This is a genomic window from Cryobacterium cheniae, from assembly GCF_004403395.1.
GTDB classification, from domain to species: domain Bacteria; phylum Actinomycetota; class Actinomycetes; order Actinomycetales; family Microbacteriaceae; genus Cryobacterium; species Cryobacterium cheniae.
Genome location: NZ_SOGN01000022.1, coordinates 1 through 16880, shown reverse-complemented (window position 1 = coordinate 16880; position 16880 = coordinate 1). Strand labels below are relative to the sequence as shown.

Below are 16880 nucleotides of genomic sequence, written 5' to 3'. Positions count from 1 at the left end.
GTGCGGTTATTCACTGCACGGCCCCCGCGCCGTCGCCGCTGCCTTCGATCTCGCTCGGGTCGGATCCGGCGGCCGACGCCTGCGCCTGGAACAGTCCGGTGTTGAGTCCGACGGGCGCCTGGTCTGAATCGAGCCCGGCAGCGGCCTGTGACCGGGTGATGGCGTCCATGACGGTCTGCACGTCGACGACGCCCTTGAACATGTCGCGGCGGCCGGTGACGAGCGCGGCCCCGGCGCTCGAGACGAGCATCGTATCGAGCGCGTCATTGAGCGTGGCACGGATGCCGACGACGGGGAGTTTCGGGTCGGGAATGTCGCTGATCACCTGGAGGCGGCCGAGCTCGCGTCGGGAGAGCCTCTGGAGGGGACGGCGACGCTCATCGATGATGACCGCGTGACCGTGGCCGGCCTCGACGACGCGCGCGAGGACATCCGCTGCCCGTTCGCCGGGGTTGCCCACGACGGCCGCCCTGAGGCCGACGTCCGCCACCCGGGTCAGGGTGAGCTGTTTGAGGCCGGCACCGGACCCGATGAAGTTCTCGACGAACTCGTTGGCCGGGTCGCCGAGGATTCGTTCCGGGGTGTCGTACTGCTCGAGCTGGGCGCCTTCGTTGAAGATGGCGATCCAGTCGCCGAGCTTGACGGCCTCGTCGAAGTCGTGGGTGACGCAGACGATGGTCTTCTGCAGTTCTTCCTGGATGTTGATCAACTCGTCCTGCAGGCGCAGGCGGGTGATCGGGTCCACGGCGCCGAAGGGTTCGTCCATCAGCAGAATGGGCGGGTCGGCCGCGAGCGCGCGCGCCACGCCGACGCGTTGCTGCTGGCCGCCGGAGAGCTCCTTGGGATAGCGGTCGCGGTAGAGCGCCGGGTCGAGGGAGACGAGCTCGAGGAGTTCGTCCACGCGGGCCGCGATGCGGGCCTTGTCCCAGCCGAGCATCTTCGGCACGATACCGATGTTGGTGGCGACCGTCATGTGCGGGAAGAGTCCCCCGGCCTGAATGACATAGCCGATGCCTCGGCGCAGGGTGTCGCTGTTCATGTCGGTCACGTCGTCACCGTCGACGACGATGCGGCCCTCGCTCGGTTCGATGAGTCGGTTGATCATCTTGAGGGTCGTCGTCTTGCCGCAGCCGGAGGGACCGACGAACATGACGATCTTGCCCGCCGGGATCTCCATGGTGAGACCGTCCACGGCGGGGCGCGTCTGGCCGGGGAAGCGCTTGGTGACGTGGTCCAGCAGGATACTGGCACCGGTGATGGCGGTGGGGGTGGCGGAATCGTCGGTGCTGGTGGATTCAGCGTGGGGGGATGAAGTGAATTCAGACACGGATACCTCGAGGTGTGGTCAGGCGGCCGAGGCCGACGAGAAGGAGATCAAGAATGAGGGCGAGTACGACGACGCCGATGACGCCCGTCAGCACCGACTCGAGGGATTTCGCGCCGCCGAGGCGGGCGAGGCCGGAGAAGATGAATCCGCCCAGGCCCGGGCCGAGGGAATATGCGGCGATCGCGGCGACTCCCATGACCATCTGAGCGGATACCCGGATGCCCGTGAGGATGATCGGCCACGCCATCGGCAGTTCCACCTGGACAAGCGTGCGAAACCGGCTCATGCCGATGCCGCGGGCTGACTCCACGATCGAGGGTGAGATGCCCGACAGACCCACGACCGCGTTCCGCAGAATGGGCAGCGTGGCGAAGAACGCCACGACGATGACGGCCGGAACGACGCCGAAGCCGAGCGGCGCGATGAGCAGTCCGATGAATGCAAACGACGGGATGGTCAGGCCGATGGCCGACACGGAATTGGCGATCCCGGTGAGCGCGGAATTACGGTAGACGAGGGCGGCCAGCACGACGGCGATGACCGTTGCCAGGATCAGGCACTGTACGACGAGGCTGAAATGCTGCCAGCTGCTGAACAGGATCTGCTCATACTGGTCACTTAGGAAATCCCACACATTAAAACCCTCTTCGCGTCGCAACACACCGATTCGCCGCCACCGTCACGGACGCAACTGGAGGGGCGGATGCCGAACTGGATGGGGACGCAGGCTTAAAGCCGTTGGTGAGGGCAGAAGGCTATTCTCGCACGGCCCCTCCCCTATGGGTGTCGTGGGATTTTTGCGGTTCGAGTGTGCCCTATGCGTCGCCTGACGCGGCGTGACCGCGAAGACGACCCCTGGCACCGCGTTCAACCAGTACGGGCACGAAATCCCGGATCGGACTCCCGTCCAGGGCTGTGTGCTCGTCGAGGACCGCCCTCTCGATACTCGCCCGCGGGATATGTGGGAATCTCTCCGCGAGACGGTCGACCACCTTCGCGACGGCCTTCAGTTCTTCTTCCAGGCTCACAACGTGATAGTGCCGCCGATTGCCGCGGTCGTCAATCCGATTGTTCGCCACGGGCCGCCGGTGGTCGAGCCTGCCCAGCCCGGGGCGCACTGGACAGAAGCTTATTGTTGGCCTTCGGCTTCTGCGCGCTTGCGGTGATCGAGATTGCTGTCCGCTAACTTCTCCAGTTCCCCGTCGGAGGCGGCCTCCTCAACGGCAATGAGCCGATTGTTCGCGGTCGGAACGGCTCGCACCACCTCGTCGAGTTTGCGCTGTGTCGCGGCCTGCTGTCGGGCTTGGGTGTGCTGGATCACGAACACCATGACCAGCGTGATCGATGACGTCACGGAGTACAGCACGTTGTTCCACCAGGCCGGAAAGCCAACCACAAAGCCGACCACCAGCCATAGCGCCGTGAGGGATGCGACAGCCAGCCCCACCCTGGCGAGCGAGGTGGCATCACCCACCCGATGAAGCAGTCGACTGCTCCCCTTGTGCTCCCGCCGCTCCGGATCCTGCTTCTCGTTCTGACTTGACATAGGAATCACCGTAACCCCTCCGCCGATACTGCCCACGTCACGTCCCTGTCCCGGGCCCGCGCCGCGCCAGTATCCCGGCGAAGAGGGCGTGCAGCAGCGGGAGCACAGAAACGGCCATGAGCACCGTTCCGATCACGACGTCCTCGGCGCGAAGCAGGATGCCGCCGATGAGGAGGGCGGCGAAGAGGATTGCCGAGATGATCTGCCGCCCTGTTCGCTCGAGGCCGACCAGCCGGCGCTCGAGCCGAGGGGTCTGCACCGAAACCGTTCCCTCGTCGAACCGGGTCGTGAGGTTGTCGAGCCGCCGAGGCAGCCGCGCGATGATGCCCGCGACCGACACCGCCTGCCTGGCGGCCGCCTGCACCACGTTCCCGCCCTCGGCGCGGATCAGTTGGGCGGAATACGGTTCGACGGAATTCCAGATATTGAAGGCGGGGTCGAGCGAACTGCACATTCCCGAGGTCAACGACATCGCGCGCACGATGAGAAGAAAGTTCTCCGGCAGCTGAAACGGCAGCGAGCGCACCACATCACCGAACTCGATGGCGAAGGCGCGGAACTCGCGCGGGTCGACATCCTGCAACTCGGCGAAACCCATCCCGCCGAACCGGGCGAACAGCTTCGTCATCGCCCGCTCGAGCTCAGCCGTGTCAGCGGAGGGCAGGAGGACACCCACTTCGCGGATGCCGTCCACCATCCCCTTGCCATCGCGGGCCGCGGCTGCGATGAGCAACGTGACCAGGCCCTGCCGCAAGGCCTCGGGGACGTCGCCCATCATCCCGAAGTCGATGAAGGTGAACTTCCACTTCCGATTGTCGTCCGCTCCCAGCGGCGTGACGAAGATGTTGCCGGGGTGCGGGTCGGCGTGGAAGTAGCCATGCACGAAGAGCTGGTCGAACATCACGGCCGCGAAGGCATCGGCAACTTCGGCTGGGTCGATTCCGGCGGCCCTCAGCCCGTCGACGTCGTTGATTTTGATCGCGGTGACGTCTTGCAGGGTCAGCACCCGCCGGGTGGTGCGCTCCCACACGAATTCGGGAACGCTGACCCGGGCGTCGTCTGCGAAGTTCTGAGCGAACCTCTCGGCGCTCGCCGCCTCGTGCAGGTAGTCGATCTCCTCGAGACTCGTGAACGCGAACTCCTCGACCAGGGCGGGCATGTCGACGCGATCGTAGACAAGGCGTATGCGGCTGAGCCAGCGGGCGACACGGCGGAGAGCGCTGAGGTCGACATCGACAATCTCGCTGATGCCCGGACGCTGAATCTTGACGACGACGTCGAGCAGGCCGGTCTCGGCGGCATCCGTGCTGGATAGCCGAGCGCGGTGCACCTGGCCGAGGGATGCCGCCGCCAGCGGAGTCGGATCGACGAACGAGAACGCACGCTCGAGCGTCACCCCCAGCTCGGCTTCGGCGAGGGCTCGGATAGCGGGGAACGGCACCGGCGGAACCTCGTCTTGCAGACCCTCGAGCTCCTTCGTGATCTCCGGCGGCAGCACGTCGAGGCGTGACGACATGAACTGGCCGACCTTGATCATAAGGCCACCCAGGTCGACAGCGAGCACGCGAAAGCGCTGCGCGATGTGCAGCAGGCGGGCCGATCTGTTTCGTGCTGAGACTCGCGCGAGCCCGACCCGCGGGAGAAGCAGTTCGAACCACCACGTCTGCACCAGATAGCGGGCGGCGAACCACAGGATCCTGCGGGAGCGGGCGCGCATATTCCCGACGTCGGCCATCGGATCTGCGTGACGCCGACGTGCTCTGGGCACTCGGTCAGTCCTGGGCGAGGATGGCGTAGAGCTTGCGACGCGCCTCTTCCAGGACGGCGACGGCCTGTTTCACCTGTTCCGGGTTGCCGGAGCGCCCGACCTGTGCGGCGGCCTGAGCCAGGTCGATGCCGGCCTTGGGCAGGGCGGTCGCCCGCCCGGTGTCCCGTCCGGTGTCCCGTCCCGTGTCCCGAGCACTCTGTGCCTCCCACGGCGCAGCCTGCTCCGCCGCGGCATCCGCTGCCCGTCGACCCTCGTCCGTGAGGGAGTAGGTCTTGCGACCGTTCGACTCCTCAGCACCGATGAGACCGTCGTCCGCAAGCAGTTGCAGCGTCGGATACACCGCGCCGGGGCTCGGCTTCCACGCACCGTGGCTGCGATCCTCGATCTCCTGGATGATCTGGGAGCCGTACATCGGCTTCTCGGCGAGCAACGCAAGCACCGCCGCACGCACGTCCCCGCGTGCCGTCTTCGAGCCGCCCTTGCGGTCGAACTGTGCGCGCAGCTGCTCCATGGCGTCCCACATCCCATTTGGCCAGCCCTCGCCAGAACCGCCCCGGCGTCCCCCGAACCCATCACCCATAAATGAATTGCTCATGATGTCCTCCTCCGCGCCGTAGCCACACCGTGCTCGGCGATACCTAGCGATATATCGTTGAAATGTCTTGTTGGCGAAACCAGAGTCCATATTCAATCCACCGTCTGGGAAGCGCCTGTACCCACTCTGCCACGCGGTAATGTGGACCCCATTGCCGTTGCCCTGCACCCGGACGACGCCCCCGAATCCGAGGAGAACCAGATGTCCGTCGGCCTGCTCGCCGTTGTCGATGACATACTCACCGCCGCCCTCAAAGCGAGCGCCAAGACCGCAGGCGTCGTGATCGACGATGCGGCCGTCACGCCTCAGTACGTCCAGGGGCTGTCTCCGGCGCGGGAGCTTCCCATCGTGGGGCGGATCGCGCTCGGCAGCCTGTTCAACAAGTTCGTCATCATCATCCCGCTCGCACTGCTCCTCTCCGCATTCGCGCCGTGGGTGTTGCCGTGGCTGCTGATCATCGGCGGAACCTATCTGTGCTTCGAGGGTGCGGAGAAAGTCACCGAGTGGTTCGGCGTCCATCACGGCACCGAGGACACGGAAGCGCGGGATGAGAAGAAACTCGTCTTCGGCGCTATTCGCACCGACCTCATCCTCAGCACGGAGATCATGCTCATCGCCCTGGCGGGTCTCGACCCTGACTTCGGGATCGGGCTGACGCTCGGCGCTCTGGTGGTGATCGGCCTGGGGATGACGGCGCTCGTCTACGGCACGGTCGCCCTGCTGGTCAAGATCGACGACGTTGGACTGTCGCTGATGAAGAACCCGGCACGACGCGTGCGGCGCACCGGCGCGCACATTGTGCGGTCGATGCCGGCCGTGTTCCGTGTGATCAGCATCGTCGGCACGGTCGCCATGTTGTGGGTGGGCGGCCACCTGGTGATCGCTAACCTGGCCGACACGATCTGGACCGGTCCCTACGACGTGGTGCATGCTGTGACGGATGTGGTCGAATCTGCCGGACCCGTCATCGTCTGGTTCACCGACACCGCGATGTCGCTCGTGTTCGGGCTCATCCTCGGCCTCATCATCGTCGTGGCCCTGACCGCGTTTTCACGTCTTCGCAAGCGCAAGCAGCCACACGGCGTCACGGCCTGACCCAATCGCAGGCGCGATAACCGCAATCGGAACGAAACGAGGATGTCCCCGTGCAGCTTTCCCTCTGGGTGGCCCTGGTCGGCGCGGGCGCCCTGATCAGCTTCACGCCGGGCGCGGGGGCGATCAACACCATGAGCAACGCCCTGAACGCGGGTTTTCGCCGCTCCATTTGGGGAATCCTCGGCCAGCAGGCCGCGCTGCTCATCCACATCGTGATCGTGGCCCTCGGCGTCGGCCTGCTCGTGGCCAGTTCCCCGCTCGCCTTCAACATCATCCGCTACGTGGGGGCCGCCTACCTGGTCTACCTGGGCATCCGTCAATTTCTCGCCAAGCCGAATCTCGATGGCGAGCGCACCCGGTCCCTGAGCGATGAGCCCCGCTGGTCGATGTTCCGGCGCGGACTGTGGGTGAACATCCTGAACCCCAAGGCGATCGTGTTCTTCCTGGCGTTCCTCCCCCAGTTCATCCGGGCCGACCGACCGCTGGCGGCCCAATACCTGATCGTCGCCGCCACCACCGTCGTCATCGACGTTCTGGTGATGTGGTTCTTCTTCGCCGGAACGGCGCGTTCCTTCCAGCGATTCACCCGCGACGCGCACGGTCAGCAAGTCTTGAACCGCGTCTTCGGCGTGCTCTTCGTCGCGGTCGGCGTGCTGCTCGCGGTCATCCACTGAGTGGTCAGTGGTCCGCGGTCAGTGATCAGCGGCCAGTGGTCAGCTACCCGAGGGACCGTCTGCGGATGCTTCTGCCTCAACCCGGGCTGCGAACTCTTCCATGCCCCTGGCGATGTTCTCCTGGCGGGAGTCGTCATCTTCGGGGTCGTCCGGGGCGTCATACGGCCAGGACATGTACACGTTGGGGTCGATGATGAGGTACGCGGACAGCGAGCCGCTCGGGATCGCTTCATAGTCGCGCACCTGCTCGTCTGACTGGTCCATGCCCATCCACGCGATGCCGGTGTTTTCCGGCAGGACAACCCAGCCCTGGCCGCGAAAGACCCCGGCGAGGTCCGGCGGGACGCTGGCGTGCACCTGAGCGTAACCGCGGGTGGTGAGGGCCGGCGCGAGTGTGTTGAGGAGTGACCGGCATACCTCCGCGGAGCCACCGGTGACCAGCAGCTCGAACACGGCGGTGCCGTGGTCGCTGACGATTGCCTCGTCGATGTCGTCGTCGGTGGAGTCTTCGTCGAGCAGATTCTCGTCAACGTAGCTGTCCGGCTCGGTGACGACAGCGCCGAGAAGCCGTCCGTCCTCGGCTTCGGCGACCAGGGCGAATGCCTCGGACTCAACCTGGAGTTCGATGGTGTCATCGAAATAGACCTCAGGCGCGTCATCGATGTCGGCCTGCGGGTGCTCAGTGAGCAACGTGACAAACGCTGCCCGATGCTTCTGACTGAGACGTCGGACTCGGATGCTCGTTTGCTCGCTCATGCTTGAGCCTCTCGACAGTGTTCTGTGTGCTCTACCGCTCCGGTTTCGGAACACTCGAATTTATCATGCGCGCCCCGCATGACACGTGCCCGCGGCTCCACATCACCGCGCGTCATGACGCTCGTCTCCGGGCGAGGTGTCCTCAGCCGACATCCTCTGTCGCGGTGCGACGAAGGCGCAGGGTGACGAGCTGGAACGGGCGGAGCGAGAGTGAGATGGCTCGGTCGGATCGCCCGATCACGGCGCTCGGATCTGTCTGCCGCTCGAGCAGGTCGGTCTCCGTGACGTGCGACCAGCCGAATCCCGGAGCCAGGTCGCCGCGCGCACGCGCGCCCAACGACTCGTAGAGCCGCACGATCACGTCGCCGGAACGGTCCTCCGCGAGCTTGACCGCCTCGACGACGATCGCCGGATTGGTCACGACGACCAGGGGTGCCACCGGGCCGGCTCCCGCCACCTCGCGCAGGGGCAGGTTGACCCTGTAGCCCTCGTCGACGGCATCCGCTATCTCGGCGCCGACACGCAGCGAGACGACGAACTCCTGCGCGCCCTGGTCCGAGACGGGGTCGGGAAAGAGCGGCGCGCGCAGGAGCGAGACGCGAACGACGGTGCTCGTCCCGCCACCGGCCAGTGCGGCGCGGCGGATGTCGTGCCCGTAGCTGGCGTCGTTGGCGACGGCGACACCGTAGCCCGGCTCGCCGACGTGAACCCAGCGGTGGGCAACGGTCTCGAACCGGGCGGCGTCCCAGGAGGTGTTCGCGTGGGTCGGCCGGTAGACATGCCCGAACTGCATTTCGGATGCCGCGCGGTCGGCGTGGACAGCGAGGGGGAAGGCGAGCTTCAGGAGTTTCTGGGACTCGTGCCAGTCGATCGCCGTGTGGATCTCGAGGGCGCCGGACGCACCGTTGAGCCGGAGGGTCTGGACCACTGAGGAGGAGCCGAAGGACCGGTCGACCCTGACCCCGAATCCGTCGTCGGTGACAGCGACGCTGGAGGCCTCGGTCAAATCCTGTCCGACGTTCTTGTAACTCTCGTCGATGTCCCAGGCGTCCCATTGGATCGGGGTGTCCCGGAACAGCTGCAGCAGATTGGCGGCCTCACCGGCGGGGATGACCTCTCGATCGGCGACGAGGTCGCGCATCGACACGATGAGTCCCCGATCGTCGATGACGACACGAACCCGGTCATTGGCGAGGACCAAACCGGCCCCGCTCTCGGTGACCTCGGCCGCGCCCGTCCGCGCCGCGATCGCGGCGGAAAGGCCCGGGACACCGTCGCGTGCGTTCGGCCCGGCGTTGAAGGTGAGCGGATGGCTGCCGTCGCCGGCCAGGATTTCAAGGGATCGGGTGATCTGCTCGCCCAGGGTCACGGCGACCGCCGAGTAGTTGCGCTCGGCCTCCTGGTGCACCCAGGCGATCGATGTGCCAGGGAGGATGTCGTGGAACTGCTGCAGGAGCACCGTCTTCCAGACGTCATTGAGGACGTCGTACGGGTACTCCGCGCCGCGAAGGACCGTCGCGGCAGTGGCCCAGAGCTCCGCCTCGCGGAGGAGGTGTTCGCTGCGGCGATTGCCGCGCTTCGTCTTGGCCTGGGAGGTGTAGGTGCCGCGATGGAATTCGAGGTACATCTCCCCCGACCAGACCGGCGCCTCGATGTATTCGTGGTGCGCGGCCTGGAAGAACTGCTCCGGCGTCGTCATCGTGACGCGGGGAGACCCCTCGAGGTCACGCGTGCGCGCCGCGGCCGCCAGCATCTCGCGGGTCGGTCCTCCCCCGCCGTCGCCCCACCCGAACGGCAGGAGTGAGGTCGTGCCGACCCCCTTTTCGGCGTACTGGCGTTCCGCCCTGGCGAGCTCCTTGCCGGAGATTTCCGCGCTGTAGGTGTCGACTGGGGGGAAATGAGTGAAGATCCGTGTGCCGTCGATACCCTCCCACCAGAAGGTGTGATGCGGCATCCGGTTCGTCTCGTTCCAGGACATCTTCTGCGTCAGCAGCCAGCGTGATCCCGCCGCTGCCACGATCTGCGGCAGCGACGCGGTGTAACCGAACGAATCCGGAAGCCACACCTCGAGCGGCTCGACGCCGAGCTCCTCCATGAAGAACTTCTTGCCCGCGACGAATTGCCGCGCGAGGGCTTCGCCGCCCGGCATATTCGTGTCGGACTCGACCCACATGCCGCCGACCGGGATGAATCGGCCCGCCGCCACCTGCTTCTTCACCCGCTCGAACAGCTCCGGATAGTGAACCTGGAGCCACGCGTACTGCTGCGCCGAGGAGGCGGCGAAGGTGAAGTCCGGGTCCTCCTCCATCAGCGCGAGCACGTTCGAGAAGGTGCGCGCGACCTTGCGCACGGTCTCGCGCACCGGCCACAGCCAGGCGGAGTCGATGTGGGCGTGACCGACGGCGGCAAGGCGGTGGGCACTCGCGTAGGCGGGACTCGCGAGCACGTCGGCGAGGGCCGACCGGGCGGCCGCGGCCGTGCCCGCGACGTCGTCCGGATCGAGAGCGTCGGCCATCCGCCGGAGCGCCTGCAGGATGTCGGACCGCCGCGGAAGGCCATCCGGAAGCTCGTTCATCAGGCCGATCAGGGTCCAGGTGTCCTGCAGGAGCTCCCAGACGGCGACGTCGAGTTGCCCGAGTTCGAGACGACGCAGAACGTAACTGGTCGCCTCCCCGGCCGTGGCCTTGTCGCCGAGCTCGGTCACACCGAAGGTGAAGATGCCGGCGATATTCGGATTGGCGGCTGCCTCAAGATAGATGTCGACGGGATCCCCCGCGTCTCCCGCCGGGATGTAGCTGTTGAGCGGTTCGATCGCCTTGATGATCACTCCGTCCCCCGTGTAGGCGGTTCCCTCGGCCTGGAAGCCCGGGAGTGTGGCGGAGAATCCGAGGTCGACGACAACTTCGGCCCGGGTGCCCTCTTCGGCCCACTCGGCCGGCACCCCTCCCGTGAGGTGGAACCAGACGGTGCCCCAGGGTTTGCCCCACGCGCCACCGACGGCGAAAGGTTCGTAGCGCTGCCCGATGGCCGCGTCGAACGGCACCGGCTCGTCGTCGACGGTCCAGGCGGCGATTGTCAGCGGGGCGGTGCGGCGGTAGACGGCGGGTTGGATCCGCTCCCGAATGACGCGCTCGATTCGCGCTTCGAGAAGTACTCGATTGTCATGCATGATGGCTCCTCAGCCCGCGATCGAGGCAGTTTTCCCCTGGCCGCGGATAGCACCGGTGTCAACCCTCGATTTCGTTGAGCAATGCGCACTCTCGGATGTCGATTCGGCGCCATGCATGACCGTCATGGTACGCGCGGCCACGATCGTTGTGGCATCGGCTGTGAGCGATCTCTGGGGCGGGAAGACAGTTTCTTAATGACGTGAATATTCCCATTTCGTCACGCAATCTGGCAACATTGGCCACTTTTCTCAGGTTGCTTGCGCGGTCTCCACGGCCCGAATCATGATATTGGCATATCGGGTATGCCGTCGGCGATCGTCAACGGACCCGTCCACATTTCGAAGGAGAGCTATGTCGAACGCCGATCCAACATACGCCCCCGGTAACGCCGGATTTGACTTCAACCACGACACGAAGACCACCGATTACAACAGCAGCACAGCCCCCGTGGGCACCACTGCCGGCCAGGGCCCCACCGCTGGAGACCGGGCCGCCGACGTCAAGGACACCTCGGTCGCCGCCGGTCAGCACGTCGCCGACGTCACCAAGGAAGAGATTCGCAAGGTCGGCTCTGAGACCAAGAAGCAGGCAAAAGACCTGTACCGCGAAACCCAGACGGAACTCGCCGACCAGGCCGCATCCCAGCAGAAGCGGGTCGCGTCGGGCATCCGATCGCTTGCCGACGAGTTGGCCGCGATGGCCGGGACATCCGAAACCCAGGGAGTGGCGAGCGATCTTGCCGAACAGGCCGCGACGCGTGCGACCGGAATCGCAGACTGGCTGGACCAGCGCGACCCAGGTTCCCTCCTCAGCGAGGTTAAGACCTATGCCCGGCGCAAGCCCGGAACCTTTATTGCCATCGCCGCTGTGGCGGGTGTCCTCGCCGGGCGGCTGACGCGCGGAGCGGTCGAGGAGTCAAAGGACTCTGCCGAGGCTGCCACGCCCAAGTCCGAGGCCACCCCCGGTTACGCCTCCACCGCCCCCGGTTACACGGCCACCAACCCCGACTACACCGCCAGCGCCGAGTTCGGCTCCGACCCCGAGTTCCGCTCAACCAACCCCAACCTCGGCGGGTTGCCGCGATGACCGAACTGCACACACCCTCCGAGCGCAAGGCCGCCGATACATCCCTGGGCGACCTGCTCGGCGAGGTCACCCGTGACGTTTCCACCCTCATGCGCCAAGAGGTTGAGCTGGCCAAGGCGGAAGTGCGTCAATCCGCCACCCGCGCCGGCAAGGGGGCCGGTCTGCTCGGGGGTGCCGGGTATGCCGGCCACCTCACCGTTCTCTTCCTGTCGCTCGCGGCATGGTGGGGACTCGGGCAAGTCATCGACATCGCCTGGGCGGCGTTCATCGTCGCCCTGTTCTGGGGAATCGTTGCCGCCGTGCTGTACGTCCTGGGCCGCAAGGAACTCAAGACCGTTCAGGGCGCGCCTCGCACCGTCGATTCCTTGAAGCACATCCCAGACGCACTCAAACGAAATGAGGAAAACCGATGAGCACCGACTTCACTACCAGCACGAGCACCGATCCGGACGTCCTCCGCGCCGAGATCGAACAGACCCGTCGGGAACTCGGCAGCGACGTCGACGCCCTGGCGGACAAGGTCACGCCGGGCAAAATCATGCAACGCCAGACCGACAAAGTGAAAGGAGCCGTGGGCTCTGTGAAAGACAAGTTGATGGGCTCGGCCTCCGACGCGGGCGATTCCCTGGGCGGCGTGGCCGATGACGCCTCCGACCTGGCACACCAGGCAGCCCAGAAAGCGAAGGGCAACCCCCTCGCCATTGGCCTGATCGCCTTCGGTGCCGGCTGGCTGGCATCGTCGCTGATTCCGGCGAGCACCACAGAGAAACGAATCGCCGGGAACATCACCGAAGCAGCCGAGCCGCTGGTCCACGAGGTGGCCAACGCCGCAAAGCAGGTCGGCGAAAATCTCAAGGAGCCGCTCGCCAACGCCGCAGAGGCAGTGCAGGACACGGCCACCGATGCGGCGGGCACCGTCAAGGCCGAGACCACCGACGCTGCCGGCCAGGTGCGTGACGAAGCGAAGCACGCGGGGCAGAACCCGACCGGATAGTGCCGGGGTTGCTTCGCCGTCGAGGAAATCGCTGCGGGCAGGAGCCGGGGACGCCCGGTAAAAAGAAATCGCTCTTGAGGGTCCTCAAGAGCGATTTCTTTTCCCTGAGGGCAGCTCTCAAAAGTGCGCGACTTGAACAAGGAAGACGATCGTAATCAGCGCCTAACTACGCAAGAAGATCGGCAAGGACGTCGGGGATGAAGTCGCTGTTCACGTCTCCGAACGCTTGACCTGATCTGCCGACGGATTCTTGTCTGCCTGCGAACAGCGGTCCACCGGTTTTCACCCCTGCGGGGTGACGACCACCTTGCCGAGCGCCCGCCCTTCGCCAACGTAGGCGAGGGACTGCGGCACCTCGTCGAGCGTGAAGGTGCGGTCGATTCGGATGCGCAGGTCGCCGGCGACACACAGTTCGGCGGCCGGCATGAAGTGAGCCGGTCCCTGCTTGACGGCGAGGACACCCATCCGGCGCCCGGTCAGGCGGCCGAGCACCGCGCCGATCGTGCCGACCCCGAGCAGCGTCGGCACTGCACCGCCGACGCAGAAATAGCGGCCTCCCGGAGCCAGCGCCCGCCGGTAGGCGAAGACGGACCGGCGCGCGACGAGATCGAGCACGAGGTCGAACGGTTCGAGCCGCGTGAAGTCCGAGCGGCGATAATCGACCACGTCTTCGGCGCCGAGCTCGCGCAGGTAATCAAGCTTGCCCGCATTGTCGACACCGGTGACGTGCGCCCCGGCGCGCGCAGCGAGCTGGACCGCGAACGTACCCGATCCGCCACCGGCGCCATTGACCAGGACCCGTTGCCCCGGTCGCACCCGCGCCGTGCCTTGAAGCGCAATCGCGCCCGCCTGCGGCAGTGTCGAGGCCTCGGCGAACGTCAACCCCTCCGGCTTGTGCGCCAGCATCTTGTCGGGCGCCACGGCATACTCGGCGAAACCGCCCATCAGGGCGAGATTGTCGCCGTACACCTCATCGCCGACGCTGAATCGGGTCACGCCGGCGCCGACCGCGGCGACCCGACCGGCGATATCGGAACCGAGAACCCGTCGCCTGGGGGCGCGGAGTCCCCCGATCCGGGCGTACAAGGGGGACCCTGTCAGTCCCTCCCAGTCCGAGAGGTTGACGGATGTCGCGACCACCTCCACGAGCACCTGATTGGGGCCCGGCGATGGCGCCGGTATGTTCTCGACGCACAGTACGGAGGGCGGGCCGTACCGGTCGTAGACGGCGGCCCTCACGCCGATCGGCCTCTGACACTCATGCGCGGGGAGTTGGACATGCACGTCAGTGTAGGCCCGGGTGCCCTCGTGCTTACGGGAGGACGTGCCCAGCGGTTGTGAAGAGGCGGTACCACTCCTCACGGCTGAGCGGAATGTCGGACCCTGCGGCAGATTCCACCACTCGCGCGGGCTTGGTCGTCCCCAGGACCACCTGAATGTTGGCCGGGTGCCGGGTGATCCAGGCGACCGCGATCCCCGTGGGCGTGACCCCGTGGGCGGCGGCGATGTCATCGAGGGCGTCATTGAGCGGGCCGTAATTCTCCCGGTCGCCCACGAACACGCCGTCGAAGCTGCCGCTCTGGAACGGCGACCAGGCCTGCAGGGTGATGTCGTTCAGTCTGCTGTACTCGAGGAGCCCGTTGTCCCGAACAACGGACTGCTCCAGCCCGGCCATGTTGGCCGCGACTCCCTGAGCGATCAACGGCGCGTGGGTGATGCTCAGCTGCACCTGGTTGAAGGCCAGCGGCTGGTTGACCGAACGCTTGAGCAGTTCGATCACCCCGGGCGTCTGATTGGAGACACCGAAGTTGCGCACCTTTCCCGCGGCGTGCAGCACGTCGAACGCCGCGGCAACATCCTCGGGCTCGACCAAAGTGTCCGGACGGTGCAGCAGCAAAATGTCCAGGTAGTCGATGTTCAGCGCCGCGAGAGACTCGTCGACCGAGCGGAGGATGTGCTCCTTGGAGAAATCAAAAAAGCCCTGACGGATGCCGACCTTTGACTGAATGATGACCGCCTCACGCTCTGCGTCCGTGAACGTGACCGCGTCACCGAACCGCTTTTCGCAGCCGTGCGCGCCACCGTAGATATCGGCGTGATCAAAGAAATTGATGCCGGCATCCCGAGCGGTGCCGACGAGAGCGCGGATCTCCTGATCGTCCATTTCCGAGATCCTCATCATCCCGAGGATGACATTGGATGCCTGCAGATTCGTGCGGGGAGGGTTGAATATCTTCATCAAACCATCCTGCCCTACTTCAAATTTCTCAATCGGGACTCCTCCTGGGTTATCGCCTAGTTGGTGGTGAACCGACCTACTCGAAGAAGGCTTCCCGAAATAGACCGGCGGCGTTTGCGGACGAGAAGAAGTCCCGTCAGGAAGAGCAAAGTCGCGAGAACAATCGGTTGGCCCGGGTCGGCGCCCGTGACTGCGAGAGATCGACCAGCATCGACTGGCGGGCCGACTACCACGCCGACCTTCACTGTGACAGTGGCGGTGTCGCAATTGCCGTCAACGTCACAAACTTTGTAGGTGAAGGAGTCGGTGCCGGTGTAGCCGGAGTCGGGCGAATAAGTTACCTCGCCGGTATCAGGGTCAACATCGACGGTGCCGTGGGTGGGTCCGGCAACGATCGAAACTGAAGTCGGGTCAAGATCACCATCAAGGTCAGTGTCATTGCCGAGGACATCGATAACTAATGGTTTGCCGACAGTCGTGGTCACGTCGTTGTCTTCAGCAACTGGTGGCGTACTGGTTGCCGGAGGAGCCGTAACCCTGACTGTGACGATTGCGGTGTCGCAACGGTCTGTGGTGTCGCAGATCACATACGTAAACGTATCGGTCCCCGTGTACAACGAGTCCGCGGTGTATGTGATCTCACCAAGAACAGGGTCGACCGAGACGGTACCGTGTGATGGCGCCACAGTCACCGACACGGTCGTGACATCGAGATTGCCGTCGACGTCCGAATCGTTGTCCGCGACAGCGATCACTAAGGGGACACCGGACACGGCCGGCGAGCTGTCATCAACAGCGACCGGCGGAGACTGAACCACCGGAACTGCAGTGACGTTGAGGGTTACCGTGGCGGTATCGCACACCGGGCGCCCATCACAAATGCGGTACTCGAACGAGTCCGAGCCAACATACGACCCCGACGGCGTGTACGTGACAACACCCGTCGTCGCGTTGACCGACGTCGTCCCATGAGCGGGCGGTGTCGTGACAACGACGGATGTCAGATCCAGGTCGCCATCAACATCGGTGTCATTCGCCGGAACATCAACCGTCCGGGCCACACCAGAAGTCACCGCGATCGGCCCGTCATCAACAGCGACCGGCGGAGACTGGACCACCGGGACTGCGGTGACGTTGAGGGTTACCGTGGCGGTGTCGCACACCGGGCGCCCATCACAAATGCGGTACTCGAACGAGTCCGAGCCAACATACGACCCCGACGGCGTGTACGTGACAACACCCGTCGTCGCGTTGACCGACGTCGTGCCGTGAGCGGGCGGTGTCGTGACCGAGACGGANCGTGGCGGTATCGCACACCGGGCGCCCATCACAAATGCGGTACTCGAACGAGTCCGAGCCAACATACGACCCCGACGGCGTGTACGTGACAACACCCGTCGTCGCGTTGACCGACGTCGTGCCGTGAGCGGGCGGTGTCGTGACAACGACGGATGTCAGATCCAGGTCGCCATCAACATCCGTGTCATTCGCCGGAACATCAACCGTCCGGGCCACACCAGAAGTCACCGCAATCGGCCCGTCATCAACAGCGACCGGCGGAGACTGGACCACCGGGACTGCGGTGACGTTGAGGGTTACCGTGGCGGTGTCGCACACCGGGCGCCCATCA

The 16880-nt window shown here is 65.4% G+C and carries 16 protein-coding genes and 1 pseudogene; 5 read left to right on the top strand and 12 right to left on the bottom strand.

Features of this window, described 5'->3' with window-relative positions:
- Positions 1 to 10 precede the first annotated feature (10 nt).
- The 6 genes from E3T23_RS03700 to E3T23_RS03675 all read right to left on the bottom strand — a co-directional run bounded on the left by E3T23_RS03700 (position 11) and on the right by E3T23_RS03675 (position 5236).
- A complete protein-coding gene (locus E3T23_RS03700) occupies positions 11 to 1258 on the bottom strand; it encodes an ABC transporter ATP-binding protein (protein ID WP_241977581.1) in 1248 nt (415 codons plus the stop codon).
- Between the two features lie 61 nt (positions 1259 to 1319).
- The gene (locus E3T23_RS03695) at positions 1320 to 1961 is read right to left on the bottom strand and encodes an ABC transporter permease (RefSeq protein WP_134369066.1); all 642 of its coding nucleotides are present in this window, start codon (positions 1959 to 1961) and stop codon (positions 1320 to 1322) included.
- Positions 1962 to 2142: 181 nt separating this feature from the next.
- On the bottom strand, positions 2143 to 2355 hold the full coding sequence (locus tag E3T23_RS15955) for a three-helix bundle dimerization domain-containing protein (RefSeq protein ID WP_134369065.1): 213 nt from the start codon (positions 2353 to 2355) through the stop codon (positions 2143 to 2145).
- Positions 2356 to 2456: 101 nt separating this feature from the next.
- Positions 2457 to 2873 (bottom strand): low affinity iron permease family protein, encoded by a 417-nt coding sequence (locus tag E3T23_RS03685; RefSeq protein WP_134369064.1) that lies wholly within the window; start codon positions 2871 to 2873, stop codon positions 2457 to 2459.
- A gap of 37 nt (positions 2874 to 2910) precedes the next feature.
- Positions 2911 to 4608 (bottom strand): ABC1 kinase family protein, encoded by a 1698-nt coding sequence (locus tag E3T23_RS03680; RefSeq protein ID WP_134369063.1) that lies wholly within the window; start codon positions 4606 to 4608, stop codon positions 2911 to 2913.
- A gap of 37 nt (positions 4609 to 4645) precedes the next feature.
- Positions 4646 to 5236 (bottom strand): PadR family transcriptional regulator, encoded by a 591-nt coding sequence (locus E3T23_RS03675; RefSeq protein WP_134369062.1) that lies wholly within the window; start codon positions 5234 to 5236, stop codon positions 4646 to 4648.
- Between the two features lie 201 nt (positions 5237 to 5437).
- Between E3T23_RS03675 and E3T23_RS03670 the strand changes: the two genes are divergently transcribed.
- Together E3T23_RS03670 and E3T23_RS03665 are read left to right on the top strand one after the other, a co-directional pair.
- Positions 5438 to 6331 (top strand): DUF808 domain-containing protein, encoded by an 894-nt coding sequence (locus tag E3T23_RS03670; protein WP_134369075.1) that lies wholly within the window; start codon positions 5438 to 5440, stop codon positions 6329 to 6331.
- A gap of 50 nt (positions 6332 to 6381) precedes the next feature.
- A complete protein-coding gene (locus E3T23_RS03665) occupies positions 6382 to 7005 on the top strand; it encodes a LysE family transporter (RefSeq protein ID WP_134369061.1) in 624 nt (207 codons plus the stop codon).
- Positions 7006 to 7044: 39 nt separating this feature from the next.
- Here E3T23_RS03665 and E3T23_RS03660 read toward each other — a convergent pair whose 3' ends face one another.
- Both E3T23_RS03660 and E3T23_RS03655 read right to left on the bottom strand, forming a co-directional pair.
- On the bottom strand, positions 7045 to 7761 hold the full coding sequence (locus tag E3T23_RS03660; RefSeq protein WP_134369060.1) for a hypothetical protein: 717 nt from the start codon (positions 7759 to 7761) through the stop codon (positions 7045 to 7047).
- Between the two features lie 142 nt (positions 7762 to 7903).
- Positions 7904 to 10930, bottom strand: a complete 3027-nt coding sequence (locus E3T23_RS03655; protein WP_134369059.1) for an alpha-mannosidase — start codon at positions 10928 to 10930, stop codon at positions 7904 to 7906.
- A 352-nt stretch (positions 10931 to 11282) separates the two neighbouring features.
- On the opposite strand from E3T23_RS03655, the gene E3T23_RS03650 reads away from it, so the two are divergent.
- From E3T23_RS03650 to E3T23_RS03640, 3 genes are read left to right on the top strand one after another with little or no spacing between them, the layout of a single operon-like run.
- A complete protein-coding gene (locus E3T23_RS03650; protein WP_134369058.1) occupies positions 11283 to 12017 on the top strand; it encodes a hypothetical protein in 735 nt (244 codons plus the stop codon).
- Positions 12014 to 12430, top strand: a complete 417-nt coding sequence (locus E3T23_RS03645; RefSeq protein WP_134369057.1) for a phage holin family protein — start codon at positions 12014 to 12016, stop codon at positions 12428 to 12430. Before E3T23_RS03650 ends, E3T23_RS03645 begins: the two co-directional genes overlap by 4 nt.
- Positions 12427 to 13011 carry a DUF3618 domain-containing protein gene (locus E3T23_RS03640; RefSeq protein ID WP_134369056.1) on the top strand — a complete coding sequence of 195 codons (585 nt, stop codon included), beginning with the start codon at positions 12427 to 12429 and terminating at the stop codon, positions 13009 to 13011. The genes E3T23_RS03645 and E3T23_RS03640 overlap by 4 nt, the downstream gene beginning before the upstream one ends.
- A 282-nt stretch (positions 13012 to 13293) precedes the next feature.
- Here E3T23_RS03640 and E3T23_RS03635 read toward each other — a convergent pair whose 3' ends face one another.
- The 4 genes and pseudogenes from E3T23_RS03635 to E3T23_RS15775 form a co-directional block, all read right to left on the bottom strand.
- Positions 13294 to 14163 (bottom strand): NAD(P)-dependent alcohol dehydrogenase, encoded by an 870-nt coding sequence (locus E3T23_RS03635; RefSeq protein WP_255570642.1) that lies wholly within the window; start codon positions 14161 to 14163, stop codon positions 13294 to 13296.
- Between the two features lie 160 nt (positions 14164 to 14323).
- Positions 14324 to 15250, bottom strand: coding sequence for an aldo/keto reductase (locus E3T23_RS03630; RefSeq protein ID WP_134369054.1), 927 nt, complete (start codon positions 15248 to 15250; stop codon positions 14324 to 14326).
- A gap of 56 nt (positions 15251 to 15306) precedes the next feature.
- Complete coding sequence (locus E3T23_RS15780; RefSeq protein WP_255570640.1) at positions 15307 to 16578, bottom strand: Ig-like domain-containing protein; 1272 nt, start codon at positions 16576 to 16578, stop codon at positions 15307 to 15309.
- A 28-nt stretch (positions 16579 to 16606) separates the two neighbouring features.
- A pseudogene (locus E3T23_RS15775) lies at positions 16607 to 16822 on the bottom strand (Ig-like domain-containing protein); the annotation flags it as partial.
- Between the last annotated feature and the right edge of the window lie 58 nt (positions 16823 to 16880).

Coding starts and splice junctions, on each gene's coding strand:
- E3T23_RS03685 (WP_134369064.1), bottom strand. CDS start 2,873: ATGTCAAGTCAGAACGAGAAGCAGGATCCGGAGCGGCGGGAGCACAAG.
- E3T23_RS03675 (WP_134369062.1), bottom strand. CDS start 5,236: ATGAGCAATTCATTTATGGGTGATGGGTTCGGGGGACGCCGGGGCGGT.
- E3T23_RS03680 (WP_134369063.1), bottom strand. CDS start 4,608: ATGGCCGACGTCGGGAATATGCGCGCCCGCTCCCGCAGGATCCTGTGG.
- E3T23_RS03650 (WP_134369058.1), top strand. CDS start 11,283: ATGTCGAACGCCGATCCAACATACGCCCCCGGTAACGCCGGATTTGAC.
- E3T23_RS03670 (WP_134369075.1), top strand. CDS start 5,438: ATGTCCGTCGGCCTGCTCGCCGTTGTCGATGACATACTCACCGCCGCC.
- E3T23_RS03645 (WP_134369057.1), top strand. CDS start 12,014: ATGACCGAACTGCACACACCCTCCGAGCGCAAGGCCGCCGATACATCC.
- E3T23_RS03655 (WP_134369059.1), bottom strand. CDS start 10,930: ATGCATGACAATCGAGTACTTCTCGAAGCGCGAATCGAGCGCGTCATT.
- E3T23_RS03640 (WP_134369056.1), top strand. CDS start 12,427: ATGAGCACCGACTTCACTACCAGCACGAGCACCGATCCGGACGTCCTC.
- E3T23_RS03630 (WP_134369054.1), bottom strand. CDS start 15,250: ATGAAGATATTCAACCCTCCCCGCACGAATCTGCAGGCATCCAATGTC.
- E3T23_RS03660 (WP_134369060.1), bottom strand. CDS start 7,761: ATGAGCGAGCAAACGAGCATCCGAGTCCGACGTCTCAGTCAGAAGCAT.